We start from the raw sequence: 13,904 nt of genomic DNA on the forward strand, positions 1-13,904 counted from the left end.
GTGTTATCGCTTGTAGTACGGGTACACTGCGCGTTTGACGGTGTCCCACGCCCCGTCGCCGATGCTCGTGCCGTCGACGTCGTCCTCGCTGATGTAGAGGTCCTCCCACTTCCGGCGTCGCTTCTTGACGATGACGACGTCGGGGAGGAACTCCTTGCGATACAGCGCGAGGATGAACGCGAGGTCGACGAAGATGACAGCCAGGATGGCGCCGAGGAACATGTTGCCCGTCTCAGTAAGGCCCCATCCGCTCACGAGGCCGTAGGCGAACATGAACACGAACACCACCTCGATGACCGTCAGGAGGACGATGGCGATGGCCGCGGCTGTGCTCTCGCGAGCCGGTTCGTACCGGTGGATGTCGCCGTAGGTACTGCCGCTAGACGACATCTACTCTCCCCTCCCGGTGCCAGTGTTCGGCGACTCGCCGTACTTCAGGACGTAGAAGGTGAACACGAGCGAGACGATGATACCGAGCATCGTCGCGCCGCCCACCCAGTGGGCCTGAATCGGGACGCCGAGGGTGTGAAGGTCGACCTCACCGCTGCCCTCACCACCACCGCCGCCCTCGCCGCCACCGCCGCCGGGAATCTCGCCGGCGACGACGACGCCCTTCATGCCGAGGCCCCGATGGGGCTGGCAGAAGTACTTGGCGACGGTCGCCTCCTCGAAGGTCTGTTCGTAGGTAAAGCCGGCTTCGGCGGAGAGTTCACTCTCGAAGTCGCCGCCTTCCTCGGCGACGACGTTGTGTTGCCCACCCTCGCCGTTCCACTCCCAGACGACGGTCGTTCCGGGGTCGACCTGAACGGCCGCGGGGTCGAACCCGAAGTTCCCGCCGTTACCCTGGGCACCGACCGTGATCGTTACCTCGTCTTGGCCGGTTGCGTCGGCCACCTCGCTGTAGTTACCAACGTCGCTCATCCACCCGTCGAACGACGCCTGTGCGGCGGCTGGCGTCGCCGTCGCGGCGGCCGTTCCAACGGCGGCGGACCCACCGGCCACTCTCAGGAGATCCCGCCTCTTCATACGGTCAAAACTGAGGATGGAATGCGCTTAAACCCACCGACTCCCCAGTGGTCGTTAGTCCGGGTCACCGGTCTCGTCGGCGGCGGTCGACCCCGTCGAGGCCGTCTCCGACCCCTCCAGCGGCGGGAGGAAGTCGGGGCGGTCGCCGTCGTCGACGCCGGTCGCACGCAAGCGATCACGGAACTCCTCGGCCCGGAAGCGATCCGAGAGTCGGGCGTTGGCGACGACCGCAAAGAGGAACAGGCCGATGCCAGCGAAAACCAGCCCCACCACCGGCGGGACGAGGTTGACGTACCCCCCCGGCGTGGGGACGGCGTCGGTGAACAGCCAGACGCCGATCAGCCCAAGCCCCGCCAGCAGTTGCGCGACGGCAACCACTTGAAGCAGATTGTTCCCCAGTTGTCCCGTCCCCTCCGGGACGTCGTCGGGGGTCGGCAGAGAGACGTCGTCGGGCGCGTCGGGCACCGCGTAGGAGTCCATCGAACACAGCGCCACGGTGGGTTTTACGTCTCGGAGGACCGTCCCCTGCCCTTCGACGCTCCCGTCGGGGCCGACGATGGCGTACCCCTCGTCGGAGTAGGCGACCAATCGCTCCTCGCCGCCCTCCTCGTAGCGTTCGAGGACGGCGAACACCTCGCGGGTGTCGATCCGGTTCTTGAGGTCGTTCTCCACGCGGTCGAGCAAGTCTTCGCCGACGACCCACGTCTCGGGGTCGAACGCCGCCTCCCACTCCTCGGCGCTCATCTGCGCCATGTCGCTGGGGCCGAAGTCCTCGAAGTCGTACTTCTCTTCGACCTGTCGACGTAATGCCTGGACGTCGTCGGCCTCGTCGGCAGCATCGGGAGGGGTGTCCTCTTCGCGTGCGGGCGAGTCGCTCATTACTTTGGGTGTTGGGCCGGAGTCCCTGTTAGCGTGACGGTTGACCACTCCGCGGCGGCGTCCGGGCTGGTTCGAGGACCACCCCCATCACCGTGGTGGGGAAGACGGTCCACGAGCCGCGTCCGTTTTAACGACCCCAGCCTAACGGTCGACGATGGTACGCGACGCGACGGTGGCGACCCTCGCCGGCCTCGCGGTGACCGCGAGCCTCCCCTTCTATCTCTACGGTGCGTGGATCGTGCTGGACAACGACACGGTGACGTGGGACGTGTTGACGAGGCACTTGAAGTATATCACAGTGGGGCTGGTGTTGACGACGGTGCCCGTGGTCGGCTGGATGGCGCCGCGTCTGATGGACCAGTTCGGCGGGTTGGCGGTCCTGCACGCCGTTCTCGGCCTCCAAGCCTACGCGATGCTCGCGTTCGCGCTGACGGGCATCGTTCGGATCTTCCAGGCGAAACGCGAGGCCGATCTCTATCGTGACCCCGACCCCGATACAGACCTGAACGACCTCCACGAGAACATGGGTGCGTGGCGCGGGCGCCTCCGGGTCGGCGTCTTCGGATACGTCCTCTTCTGGCTCGGGGCCTACCTCGTCGGAATCGTCCGATACGTCCAGTTACACCTCTAGCTCCACGCCTCGCCGCTCGCGCGGTCGACATCCGAATCCAGTTTCGAGGACGGGCAGATGTCCTCAAGGACGCAGTCGTCACAGTCTGGGTTGCGTGCGTCACAGGTCGCCCGCCCGTGGCTGATGAGTAGGTGTGTCAGTTGTTGCCAGTCGCCTTCGGGGATCACGTCCATCAGGTCCGTCTCGATCCGCTCTGGCCGCTCCTCGGTCGTGAGGCCGAGTCGACGCGAGAGCCGCTGGACGTGGGTATCGACGACGATGCCCTCGACGACGTCGTGGCCGTGCTGGAGGACGACGTTCGCCGTCTTGCGGCCGACCCCCGAGAGGTCGGTGAGTTCGGCCATCGTGTCTGGGACGTCGCCGTCGTGGTCCGCGACGAGAGTCTCGCCCATCGAGGTCAGATACCCCGCCTTGTTGTTGTGGAAGGTGATACCGTAGATATCGTCAGCGAGTTCGTCCTCGTCGGCCGCGGCGTAGTCCGCCGCGGAGGTGTACTTCTCGAAGAGATCGGCCGTCACCTCGTTGACCCGTTCGTCGGTACACTGCGCCGACAGGACGACGGCGACGAGCAGTTCCAGCCGGTTCGCGTAGTTCAGCGAGATGGTGGCGTCGGGGTACTCCTCGGAGAGTCGGTCGACCACCTCGGCGGCCTGTGCCTCGCGAGACGCCAGTGGCGTGCCCATGGCTCGCGGTCGGCACCGATCCCCGTTGAGTTTGTCGGCTGGGTCCCGCACTCTCACGTCCGATACCGGGGCCGTACATTATTTACCGGGCGGTTCCCTTGTCGCGCTCATGGAGTGGACGCGCCGGGGGTTGTTGGTGGGGACGGCGGTCGGGCTCAGCGGCTGTCTGTCCGCCGGGGGCTCGAACGTCGACTACCCCGAGACGGCGACCGAAACCGCGGCCGACAAGGCACTGGTCGAGGCAGAGACGGCCGCCCCGGCGACCGACGAGGACGAGGCGACACCACAGACCGAGGCGCCCGTGCCGAACCGACAACTGGCGGGCGAGGTGGAGCGGGCGTACGGCGAAATCGAGTGGTTCGCGACCGAGTACGACACTGCAATCGAGACGTATCAGCGCGTCCTCGGCAACGCGATGGCGACCGTCCGACGGGTGCAGGACTCCGCGGAGTTCGACGCCGAGAACCTCGAACTGGTTCGGCGGGCGACCGACCGAGCCGTCGCGACCACAGAGACAGAGCTCGGCGGACATTTCGGCCTCCCCGGACAGATGCGCGACGAAATCGACGCCCACATCGAGACGATCCGCCGGTTTGGCTCCCGGGGCGACCTCGACCGGGTCGACGTAGAGCTCGAACGGCTCTATGACTACCTCCGAGGGATTCGTAGCGACCTGTTCGTCCGCCGCGTCCTCTCGGACCGACAGATCGACGCACGTCTCTACCGATACCTCCACGACGAGACGCCGGACGACGACGAGAACGAGGACGACGAGAACGAAGACGACGACGACGAGGCGGACCCGGGGCTGTTCGAGATCTATCACTCCTCTGGATACGCGGGCTACGCCTACGCCGGCCCGCAGTACGTCGAGCGCGACCCGTTCGGCGACGACGACGCGGACGATACGAACGAAGGCGCGGAGTTGCTGGCCCGCCAGCGGACGCAGTTCGAGTCCGTCGGCGAGCCGACCGGCCGAACCGGATTCGCGTACGTGGTGAGCCACGGCGTCCCGGACGAGGCGGACCAGCCGACGGATCTCGAACCGCTCGACTACGAGCACACGTCACTGTTCGTACAGCGGTACGACGACGTGGCGACGGCAGGGGCGGCCGTCGAGCGTCTCTACGACACCGCTGTCAGCCGCGAGGGGCACTACTCGTTCGGCCGCGACCGATGGGACCGAGTGTACTACGAGGCCGACGGCGACGTGACCTACGCCTTCCTGATCCAGGCGGGGCAGTTCATCCTTGTCGCCGCGCCCGCCGAGGTGGCGTGGGAAGAGCGCATCGACTGGACCGAGGCGCTGGACCGACTGTGGCTGTGGAGACCCTAACGTGTCCCGGCAGTCGACGCGGCCCTCCGCACGCCGGCAGGTGGCCCTGATCGTCGGCGCGTTCACCGCCGTCGGCGTCGCCCTCGGTATCGTCGGCTTCGTCGGCACCGACTGGGTGCGGACGCAGTTCGTCACGGCGGCAACCGGGTCCGATCCCGCGACGTTTGGCCCCGTGTTCGTCGCGCTCTCGGTGTTGCAGACCACGATGACGCTGTTTTTCGCCGGTCCTATCCTCGCCGCGACGCTCGGGCTGCTCGTCGGGTCGCGATTCGTCAATCACGGCACGGCCGGCGCCGTCGCCGCCGCCGGGTCGCTCGTCGGCTTCTTCGTGTTGGCCGGAGCGGGCCTCGCGGGGCTTGCCCTCGTCTCGGGGCCGGGAACCGACCAGACGTACTCGCTCGTTGGCGCCGTCGGTCCGCTCTTGCTTTCCGGGGCCACCACGGCGGCCACGGGCGGCGTGGCGGGACTGCTGGGCTCTCGGATCGTTCGGTGAGACCGGCAGACATAACTGTCCGGTTCGCGGGGGCTTCGGTATGTACGGTGAGGCCGCCGCACTCGGGGCGGGGACGATCCTGAACGCCCTCTCGACGGGCATGGGGTCGGCCTTCGCCATCGACGCGGAGACGACCGCCCGGGTCGAACTCGACGGCTCCGGGAGCGTCAGCGGCGAGATTGCGGGGGCGCCGGACGCCGACACCCGCCTGATTCGTCGTGCGGTCGAACGCGTCGTCGAGCGATTCGGCGACGGGGAGGGCGGACACGTCCGCACCGAGAGCGAGGTGCCGATGGCCGCGGGGCTGAAGAGTTCGAGCGCCGCCGCGAACGCGACGGTGCTGGCGACGCTGTCGGCGCTGGAGGTGCCCGTCGCGGGCGCGGTGGCCGGCGAGGATACGGCGGCCGCCACGCTCGACCGTGAGGAGGCCTGCCGTATCGGCGTCCGGGCCGCCCGCGACGCCGGCGTCACCGTCACCGGCGCGTTCGACGACGCGAGCGCGAGTATGCTCGGCGGCGTCACCGTCACCGACAACGACGCGGACGATTTGCTCGCCCACGAGGCCATCGAGTGGGACGCCCTCGTGTGGACGCCGGCGGAGCGAGCCTTCAGTGCCGACGCCGACGCGGAACGATGCGCGCGGGTGGCGCCGATGGCCCGCCTCGTCGCCGATCTGGCCCTCGATGGGAACTACGGCGCGGCGATGACGGTCAACGGGCTGGCGTTCTCGGCCGCCCTAGAGTTCCCGACGGAACCGGCGGTCGAGGCGATGCCCCACGCCGCGGGCGTCTCGCTCTCGGGGACGGGACCGAGCGTCGTCGCCGTGGGCGAGCGCGAGACACTGGCAGCGGTGCGCGAACACTGGGATCAACGGACGGGAGACACATGGATGACCACGACACGAACGGATGGCGCACGGGTGATCGAATGAACGACGTGACCGAGGACATGTCGCTCTCGGAACTCCGCGAGGAGATCGAGGAGATCGACCGCGAACTCGTCGAACTCATCGCTCGCCGGACCTACGTCGCGGGCACAGTCGCCGACGTGAAAGCGGAGCGGGACCTCCCGACGACCGACGAGTCACAGGAGGCCCGCGTGATGGATCGGGCGGGCGAGAACGCCGAACACTTCGACGTCGACGCGAACCTCGTGAAGGCCATCTTCCGCCTGCTCATCGAGTTGAACAAGGTGGAGCAGCGGGAGAGTCGCTGAGGGTTGCGGTTCGGGCCGCATTGCGGGCGGTCGTCAGTCGTTGCTCGGGTCGAGCTAATCTCCCGAAGCGTCGATGTCCTCGTCGTCGCTGAGGCGTGGCCACGCCGCACGCCCTCGTAGTCGACACGTGCCGAGAGAGTTCGATCCGCAGAACGCTGTCGTTCCGCACCCCGTCCGTACGCAGGAACGTGCCGCCGGCTCTGTCCGTCGACCTCCGCCACCATGCCCGGCAGTCGAATCGCACGAGAGGCATCGTTTCACCGCTGTCGAGTCACAGCCACCCGCCTCAGTACGTCCACAGCCGTTCGATCCGGTCCTCGATAGCGGGGTGACTCGCTCGCAGCGTCGCGGGGTCGTGCTCGCCGTCGACGTTGATGACGTGAACCTCGCCCCGCCGGCCCGAGTAGACGTCCTGAAAGTCGTAGACGACGCCGATCACGTCGACGGCGGACGGAACGTCGTCGCTCCCGACGAGGGCGTCGACCTGCCGGTCGACGTTGTACTCGACGAGGCGGTCGATTGCCGCCGCCCGCGTCAGATCGTCGGGAAGCGCGTCGATGCCCGGCGACAGATGCGGAGTCAGGAGGTCGAGACAGCGCTCGATTCCCGGCGGTTCGTCGACGCCGTCGGTCAGGTCGGCGTGGGCCGCTGTCACGGCCCCACAGCCCGTGTGTCCCACGACGACGACGGTTTCGGTCCCCGTGTGGGCGATGGGATAGAGGACGTCCCCAGAGACCACCTCGCCCGCGTGGGTGTGCTCGACGACGCGGTTGCCGATGTTACCGCAGGTAAAGAGCTGCCCCGGGCGGTCGTTGCCCCAGATGTGGTCTTGGAGGACCCGGGAGTCGGAACAGCAGACGGTGACGACCGGGGGGCGCTGGGCGTCCTGGACGTCGTCGAACCGACCGTCGAACGCGGTGGCGTGTTCCAGGTTTCGGTGTAAGAGGTCGACGAAGGCGTCGTCCATCGGCCGTCGGTTGCGAGCGGGCGATCAAAGGTGTTGGCGTCGGTCAGTGATAGGTTTCCGCGAGGGCATCGAGCGCCTCGTGGTGCTCGGAGGTGTGTGGCGCGGTGAGCGGCGAGACGCTGACGCGCCCTTCGACGATGGCCCGCCGGTCGGTCCCTTGCGGGTCGGGGAGGGTTCCCTCGCGCATCCGCGCCCAGACGTTATCGGTGAGGCCGATCCGGTCGCCGTCGCGTTCGGCGCGCATATCGTAGAGCGTCGACGGCTCGGTGATCTCGATGGGTGCGAGGTCGTCGCCGGGTTCGTGGATCGGGACGTTGACGTTCAGGTAATCGGCCTGCTCGAAGACGCCGGCGCCGACGGCGTGATCGACGAGATACCGCGTCGCCTCGGCGGCGTTGCGGTAGTGGTGTGTCTCGTCGGCGGCGTGTTGCCACTCGCCGTCCGCCCCAGGGACGTACAGCGAGACGGCGATGGCCGGCACGTCGAAGAAGGCGGCCTCGACGGCGGCGCTGACGGTGCCCGAGCGCCCGAGGACGTACGCCCCGAGGTTGGCGCCGCGGTTACAGCCCGCAATCACCATGTCGACGTCGGGACAGAGCGCCTCGAGTCCGACGACGGTGCAGTCGGCGGGCGTCCCATGGATGGCGTATCCGAGGTCGTGTTCCTCGACGTCCACCTCGCGGGACATGGCCCGCCCGACAGCGCTCTGGTCGCCTTTCGGGGCGACAGCCGTCACCTCGGTGAACGCCGAGAGCGCGTCGTAGAGGGCACGGAACCCGACGGAGTCGATACCGTCGTCGTTCGTCAAGAGTACGTGTGGCTCGTCCATGCCCACACTTCGGGAGGCCGACGAGTTAGGCGCTCCGGCTGATCGGCGGCCGACGGCGGCACGGGGTGCGAGCGTCTACGTCACGCCACCAGGTCGACGACGGCCTCGCCGTCGACGACGAGATTGTACGCCCCCTCGTCGTCGTTCCAGAGCGCGAGGGCGTTCTCGAACCGGATGACGGCCCCGTAATCGGCCTCTCGGAGCGTGCGGTTCAGCCCCGACTCCCGCGTCAACACCGCGTAGTGTTCGAGGCGTTCGCTCCCGTCGCCAATCTTGAACAGGGGGTTGCCCTCGTCGGCGAGGTTCCGGCTGAGTTTCACCGCCAGCAGGTCGATCCGTTCGGTGACGTGTCGCTCCATGTCAGCCATCCGGGCGTGGCGGGCGGCGTCAGCACGGACACCCACCCGGCGCTGTCCGTCCGGCCGGAAGAGCGTATAGGAGAACTTCACCGTCTCGTTGGTGAACGTGCCGGGATCGGTGCCGGCGTCGTCGAGGCGTCGCTGCGGGTGAGGCGCCTCGACCGGCGGGCGTTCGTCGAACGACCAGCCACGATCCGACGGCGTCGCGCCGGGCCACAGCCGAAGCGTGGGAGCGTAGACGCTCACGTCCCGGTCGGCCGCGACGGTGCGCTCAACCTGTCGAAGGCCGGTACTGGTTTCGAGGTCGGCCGGCGAGAGCGCGACGAGGGTGCCGTCGTCGGCGAGGGCGTCCAGACAGCGGTCGACGGCGGCGACAGGGTCGTCGAGTTCGCTCAGAACGTTCGCCGCGAGGATCAGGTCGTAGGGGGCGTCTCCGAACCCGAAGTCCTCGACCCGGTCGCGGTGGATCGTCGGCCGGACGTTGCGCCGTGTCCCGTCGAGCAGGCTGTCGAGGACGTCGGCGGCCGCGCTCGGCTCGACGGCGTGGTAGTCGACGACGGCGTCGTCGGGGAGATACTCGAAGAGGCCAAGCGCCGGGCCGCCGACGCCGGCGCCGACGTCGAGGACGCGGAGGCGACGCGGGAGCAAGGAGCGCTCGACCAGGTCGTCGAGCGGGTAGCCGACGGCGGCGTAGTAGTCGGGGAGATGATAGAGGGCGTAGCCGAGCGCCACCTCGTCGTCGTACTCGACGGGGTTGCCACGGTAGTAGTCGTCTTTCAGCCGCCGGATCACCTCGCGCAGGCGGTCACCGGTCTCGCCGCGGTGCCAGTTCGCGCCGTAGCGGGCGACCAGCAACTCCTCGACGGTCTCGACGTGCCGGTCGGGGAGACGGGTCGGCGCCCAGTCGGTCGCCGGGACGGGTTCCGCGGCGGCGGGAACGAAGGTGCCGTCCGCACGCTCGAAGAGTCCGAGGTCGTATGCCTCCTCGCGGAGCACGCGGCGAACAGCCGCCGGATGCGGCCGGCCGTCGATGTAGTCGGCGATTTCGTCGGGGTCGACCGGTCGCACCTGCCGGAGGTACTTCGCGTTCGAGCGGACGGACTCGCGGTCGATCATTCGCCGGCCTCACGGTAGAGGTCCTCGAAGGTCTCGCCCTCGGCGTCGGCGACCCGTCGGGCGGCCCTCGCGACGGCGTCGGCGCCGTCGAACGTCTCCTGAATCTCACGGTACACGCGCGGGGTGCCGCCGGTGACCGCCGTCACGAGGTCGTCCATCGCGGCGGAGACGGGGGTGGCGAACTCCTCGCGCACGTCGGCGGCGGCGAGGGCGTAAGCGAGGACGGCGGTGTGGGCGCCAGCCTGGACCGTCTCCATCGCGGCGTCGTGTTCCTCGACGGTCGTCTCGAAGGTGTGGTTGCCGGCGGCGGCCACCGTCGCCCGGATGGCGTCAGTCACGGGACCGGGGGAGTCAGCGACGACGGCCACGTTTCCGGGGGCGTTCGACGCGGCAAAGAGGGGGTGCATCGACACCCGCTCGCGGTCGGGGAGGGCCGCACGCATCGCCGTCACGGGGGCGGCCATCACGCCGGTCACGTCACACATCGCACGCTCGGCACGGGGGGCGTACCGTTCGACGGCCGCGTCGACGGCGGAGACGGGGACCGCCAGACAGACGGCCGCGAACGTCTCGCTCGTGTCGGTCGGCACCGCCCGGACCCCCGCGCCGAGGTCGGCGGCGGCCCGTTCGGCGGCGGCGGCGTCGACGTCGGCGAGGGCGACGGGTCGGTCGACGGTCTGGGCGATCCAGCGGCCCATCTCGCCCGCGCCGACCACCAGCAGCTCCATGCGCCGTGATTTCCCCTCACCGATCAAAAGGGGTTCGGTGCGGGCGGTCGGCGGGGCGTTTAGAGACCGAGTCGAAACACCCGATTGGCCAGTAGGGCGACGAGCGCCACGCCCGTTACGCCCACGAGCAAGCCGTAGGCGGCCGCCCACCCGCTCGCGTCCGAGAGGACGCCGACGGCGACACTCCCCGTCGACCCGAGCACCATGTACGCGGTGCGAACGAGGCCGAAGGCGGCCCCACGCTCGTCGGCCTCGAACGTATCGAAGAACCGCGACTGAAGGGGCGCCCCCCACGTCATCGCGACGCCGACACAGACGACGGCGGGGAAGAGCGCGATCCGCGGCCCGGCGACCAGCAGGCCGTAGCCGACGACGCCGAGCGCCATCGTACCGGTAGCGGCGCTGTCGCGGCCGATCCGGTCGGAGACCCACCCGGTCGCCGGCTGGACGAGGCCGTTGACGACGAAGTAAGCCGAAAAGAGGAGGCCCGCGGTCGTCTCGGGCAGGTCACGAAAGGTAACGAGGAAGGTCGGAAGAAAGGAGGCGGTCGCCTGCCAGGAGAAGGCACCGAGACAAGCCACGAGCGTCGTGAACGCGATGGGTGGGCGAGAGAGGACGGCGATCAGCGGTCGGATCGCCATCCGGTCGCGCATCGCCTCGTCGGGACGCTCGGGAGGCGTCCGCTTGACCCGCCAGGCGAAGGCGACGAACGCCGGGAGCGCAACGGCGGCGCCGACGGCGATGGCGGCCCGCCAGCCGAAGCGGACGGCGACGGCGGTAGCGACGACGGGTGCAACGAGCCCCGCCAGTGGCCCGCCGGCGACGTGGACGCCGATGGCCCGGCCGATGTCGTCGAACTCCTTTGTGAGAAGCGAGGTGGCGACGCTGTAGTGGAGGCCGGCGCCGGCACCGAGCGCAACGGTCAGGACGGCGAAGACGGCGAAGGTCGGGGCGAGCGAAAGCGAGAGGCTAGCGGCGGCGGTGATCCCGACCGCCGCGAGGATGACCCGGCGCTCGCCAAAGCGGTCGCCGAGGATCCCCGACGGGAACTGTGTGAGGGCGTAGGCGGCCCACATGCCCGAGAGCGCGAGACCGACCGCACCGGTCGAGACGTCGAAGTGCCCGGTTACGTCCGGGACGACCGGACTGATGACCAGTCGCGCCAGCATCGTCGACGCGAAGGCGAGCGTACAGAGCGCGAGGACAGTGTGGCGATACCGCCAGTGCACACCGGGGTTGGACTCACCGCAAGCAAGTGCTTTGCGATCAGACGACCAGTTCGACCGGGTACTCCGTCAGGTTCTCCGCGCCCTCTGCGGTGACGACGACGAGGTCCTCGATGCGGACGCCGCCAACCTCGGGGTCGTACAGCCCCGGCTCGATGGTGATCACGTTCCCGGGTTCGAGTGCGTCGCCGTCGGGGGCGACCCGTGGCAGTTCGTGGACGTCGAGGCCGACGCCGTGGCCAGTGCTGTGGATGAAGCCCGTCTCGGTCGTGGGGTCGGTCCGGAGCGTCGGGAGGCCGGCGGCCTCGTAGACGTCGCAGGCGGCCGCGTGGACCGCCTCGCCCGTGACTCCGGGTTCGACGGCGTCAAGCGCCGCCCGCCGAGCCTCGTCGGTCACCTCGAACCACTCTCGAAGGGTGGGATCGGGCTCCCCGCGCAGGAACGTCCGTGTCATGTCCGCGTGGTAGCGCGTCTCCTTGTCTCGGGGAAAGATGTCGACGACGATTGGCTCGTCGGCACGGAGCGGGCCGGACCCCCGGTCGTGAGGGTCGGCCGCGTCGGCCCCGCAGGCGACGATGGTCTCGTCGAGCGCACACCCCTCGTCGAGGAGCGTCCGTTCGATGGCCCGCCGGACGGCCTCGCTCGTCAACGGCTCGCCGTCGTGGTGGAGGACGCCCGAAACGACTGTCGTCGACTCGATCAGCGACTCGGCGGTCGCCATCGCCCGCTCGTTCGCCCGTTGGGCCCGGCGAACGTGCTCGATTTCGGCGTCCGTCTTGACCGCGCGGATGCGCGTCACCGCGTCGTCGCCGTCGACGCGGACGGTCACGCCGGCCTCGCGCAGGCCGTCGGCGGTGCCGAGCGGGAAGCGCGCGGGGACGAGCACCGAGTCGACCCCACGGTCGGCGAGAAAGTCGGCGACGACGGCGGCCCGCCCGGCGACGGGACCGGCCTCGCTCACCCGCTCGCGGTAGTCGTACGTGGAGAGCCGCGAGACGGTGTCGGCCCGAGCGTCGGTTCGCGCGCGGCCGTACTCCAGCCCCGAGACGAGGAGGTGGACGCCCGCGGGGGTGTAGCAGGTGAGGAAGGGGTCGGGCGCGTCGAAGCCGGAGAGATACCGCTGGGTCGAGTCGGCGCCGTCGGCGTCGACGAGGTAGCCGTCACAGTCGCCGAGGGTGGCGTCGAGCGCAGAGAGGTCCGGATCCATGCCCTCCAGTCGGGGAGCAGGCGACAAATACGCTTGGTGTGGGCACCACGGCCGACAGTTATGCCCCTGGCGTCGGGACAGATGGCATGGCACCACAGTCCGACGACCAGCCGACGCTGACCGGCATCGACCACTTCGTCCTCACCGTCGAGGACGTCGAGGCGACCTGCGAGTTCTACGCCGCCCTCGGCGCCGAGGTCAAAACCTTTGGCGACGGCCGGAAGGCGGTGCACTTCGGCGCACAGAAAATCAACCTCCACCCCGTCGACAACGACGTCGACCACGTCGCCGCGTCACCGACGCCCGGCGCCGGCGACTTCTGTCTTCTGACGGAGACGCCGGTGCCGACGGTGATCGAGCGCCTGCGCGACCGGGGAATCGACATCGTTGCCGGGCCGGTCGAGCGGACCGGTGCGGTCGGGACGCTCACGTCGGTGTACGTACGGGACCCGGACGACAACCTAGTGGAGTTCGCCAGGTACGGCGACGACGACGCGCCCGCCGAGGGGTGAGATTACACGAGCGTCCGGACGGCGTCGACGAGAAAGACCACGCCGAACCCGGCGAGCACGAGGGCGCTCGCGCCGGCGACGAGCGGGGCGAACTTGGCGACACGGCGCTGGGCCGCCCGGAGCGCGGCGGGAAAGCCGGTGATCCAGACGACGATTCCGAGGAAGAACCCGACGATGAGCGCCGGGCTGCCGGTTTGCACCACCAGCAGTCCGGCCAGGTCGGCGCCGACGTAGGGCGTGTACGCGAGAACGTCCAGCCGACCGGGTTCCAGTAGGCCGACGCCGATAGTCAGCCAGAAGAGGATCTGGTAGGGGTTGGTGAGCGCGAGGATGAACGCCTTCCGGAAGCCGGTGGTCGCTCGGGTTGGCAGGGTCGACCCGCCGGTCGGCACCGTCTCCGTGTCGCCGGCGGCGTCCAGGGCGGCCCCGTAGGCGAAATAAAGCATGAGGACGCCCCCGACACCGACCATGACGGCGCGGACGGTGGGGAACCGCTCAACGAAGGTGACGACGCCGAGCAGCGAACAGACGAGGAAAACGGCGTCGGCGGTCATCGCGCCCAAGCCGGTCCGGGCGCCCGCGAACCAGCCGTTGTTGACCGACTCCTCGGCGATGACGGCGTTCATCGGTCCTGGTGGGGCCGCGAGCGCGAGGCCGAAGACGACACCGGCCAAGAGCGACGGGAGGGGATTCGGCA

At 69.1% G+C, this 13,904-nt stretch carries 17 protein-coding genes; 6 read left to right on the forward strand and 11 right to left on the reverse strand.

Annotated features, from left to right (window positions below; genetic code table 11):
• Nucleotides 1-3: 3 nt before the first annotated feature.
• The 3 genes from NO878_RS05445 to NO878_RS05455 are packed head-to-tail and all read right to left on the reverse strand — an operon-like array spanning nucleotide 4 to nucleotide 1,905.
• Nucleotides 4-390 carry a DUF7318 family protein gene (locus NO878_RS05445; RefSeq protein ID WP_256404945.1) on the reverse strand — a complete coding sequence of 129 codons (387 nt, stop codon included), beginning with the start codon at nucleotides 388-390 and terminating at the stop codon, nucleotides 4-6.
• Entirely contained in the window at nucleotides 391-1,026 is a 636-nt protein-coding gene (locus NO878_RS05450) for a halocyanin domain-containing protein (protein ID WP_256404946.1), read from the reverse strand.
• A gap of 54 nt (nucleotides 1,027-1,080) precedes the next feature.
• Complete coding sequence (locus NO878_RS05455) at nucleotides 1,081-1,905, reverse strand: DUF7319 domain-containing protein (RefSeq protein WP_256404947.1); 825 nt, start codon at nucleotides 1,903-1,905, stop codon at nucleotides 1,081-1,083.
• Nucleotides 1,906-2,059: 154 nt separating this feature from the next.
• On the opposite strand from NO878_RS05455, the gene NO878_RS05460 reads away from it, so the two are divergent.
• Nucleotides 2,060-2,536: a DUF7321 family protein gene (locus NO878_RS05460; RefSeq protein WP_256404948.1), complete on the forward strand. Its 477-nt coding sequence runs from the start codon at nucleotides 2,060-2,062 to the stop codon at nucleotides 2,534-2,536.
• Here NO878_RS05460 and nth read toward each other — a convergent pair.
• Nucleotides 2,533-3,219 carry an endonuclease III gene (gene nth / locus NO878_RS05465; protein ID WP_256404949.1) on the reverse strand — a complete coding sequence of 229 codons (687 nt, stop codon included), beginning with the start codon at nucleotides 3,217-3,219 and terminating at the stop codon, nucleotides 2,533-2,535. The genes NO878_RS05460 and nth overlap by 4 nt on opposite strands.
• 109 nt (nucleotides 3,220-3,328) lie before the next feature.
• Between nth and NO878_RS05470 the strand changes: the two genes are divergently transcribed.
• From NO878_RS05470 to NO878_RS05485, 4 genes are read left to right on the forward strand one after another with little or no spacing between them, the layout of a single operon-like run.
• Nucleotides 3,329-4,555, forward strand: a complete 1,227-nt coding sequence (locus NO878_RS05470) for a hypothetical protein (protein WP_256404950.1) — start codon at nucleotides 3,329-3,331, stop codon at nucleotides 4,553-4,555.
• Nucleotide 4,556: 1 nt separating this feature from the next.
• Nucleotides 4,557-5,048 carry a hypothetical protein gene (locus tag NO878_RS05475; RefSeq protein WP_256404951.1) on the forward strand — a complete coding sequence of 164 codons (492 nt, stop codon included), beginning with the start codon at nucleotides 4,557-4,559 and terminating at the stop codon, nucleotides 5,046-5,048.
• 40 nt (nucleotides 5,049-5,088) lie between these two features.
• Nucleotides 5,089-5,979, forward strand: coding sequence for a shikimate kinase (locus tag NO878_RS05480; RefSeq protein WP_256404953.1), 891 nt, complete (start codon nucleotides 5,089-5,091; stop codon nucleotides 5,977-5,979).
• Nucleotides 5,976-6,263: a chorismate mutase gene (locus NO878_RS05485; protein WP_256404954.1), complete on the forward strand. Its 288-nt coding sequence runs from the start codon at nucleotides 5,976-5,978 to the stop codon at nucleotides 6,261-6,263. Before NO878_RS05480 ends, NO878_RS05485 begins: the two co-directional genes overlap by 4 nt.
• Nucleotides 6,264-6,549: 286 nt before the next feature.
• Here NO878_RS05485 and NO878_RS05490 read toward each other — a convergent pair whose 3' ends face one another.
• The 6 genes from NO878_RS05490 to NO878_RS05515 form a co-directional block, all read right to left on the reverse strand.
• The gene (locus tag NO878_RS05490; RefSeq protein WP_256404955.1) at nucleotides 6,550-7,230 is read right to left on the reverse strand and encodes a carbonic anhydrase; all 681 of its coding nucleotides are present in this window, start codon (nucleotides 7,228-7,230) and stop codon (nucleotides 6,550-6,552) included.
• A 43-nt stretch (nucleotides 7,231-7,273) separates the two neighbouring features.
• Nucleotides 7,274-8,059 (reverse strand): 5'/3'-nucleotidase SurE, encoded by a 786-nt coding sequence (gene surE, locus NO878_RS05495; protein ID WP_256404956.1) that lies wholly within the window; start codon nucleotides 8,057-8,059, stop codon nucleotides 7,274-7,276.
• Nucleotides 8,060-8,139: 80 nt separating this feature from the next.
• Nucleotides 8,140-9,534, reverse strand: coding sequence for a small ribosomal subunit Rsm22 family protein (locus NO878_RS05500; RefSeq protein ID WP_256404957.1), 1,395 nt, complete (start codon nucleotides 9,532-9,534; stop codon nucleotides 8,140-8,142).
• Entirely contained in the window at nucleotides 9,531-10,262 is a 732-nt protein-coding gene (locus tag NO878_RS05505) for a prephenate dehydrogenase/arogenate dehydrogenase family protein (protein ID WP_256404958.1), read from the reverse strand. Before NO878_RS05505 ends, NO878_RS05500 begins: the two co-directional genes overlap by 4 nt.
• Nucleotides 10,263-10,321: 59 nt before the next feature.
• A complete protein-coding gene (locus NO878_RS05510) occupies nucleotides 10,322-11,491 on the reverse strand; it encodes an MFS transporter (RefSeq protein WP_256404959.1) in 1,170 nt (389 codons plus the stop codon).
• A 37-nt stretch (nucleotides 11,492-11,528) separates the two neighbouring features.
• Entirely contained in the window at nucleotides 11,529-12,695 is a 1,167-nt protein-coding gene (locus NO878_RS05515; protein WP_256404960.1) for a M24 family metallopeptidase, read from the reverse strand.
• Nucleotides 12,696-12,781: 86 nt separating this feature from the next.
• On the opposite strand from NO878_RS05515, the gene NO878_RS05520 reads away from it, so the two are divergent.
• Nucleotides 12,782-13,207 (forward strand): VOC family protein, encoded by a 426-nt coding sequence (locus NO878_RS05520; protein ID WP_256404961.1) that lies wholly within the window; start codon nucleotides 12,782-12,784, stop codon nucleotides 13,205-13,207.
• A gap of 2 nt (nucleotides 13,208-13,209) precedes the next feature.
• On the opposite strand, the gene NO878_RS05525 is transcribed toward NO878_RS05520, so the two are convergent.
• On the reverse strand, nucleotides 13,210-13,833 hold the full coding sequence (locus tag NO878_RS05525) for a LysE family translocator (RefSeq protein ID WP_379824194.1): 624 nt from the start codon (nucleotides 13,831-13,833) through the stop codon (nucleotides 13,210-13,212).
• Nucleotides 13,834-13,904 lie beyond the last annotated feature (71 nt).

It is taken from the genome of Haloplanus ruber (assembly GCF_024494725.1).
Lineage (GTDB): Archaea > Halobacteriota > Halobacteria > Halobacteriales > Haloferacaceae > Haloplanus > Haloplanus ruber.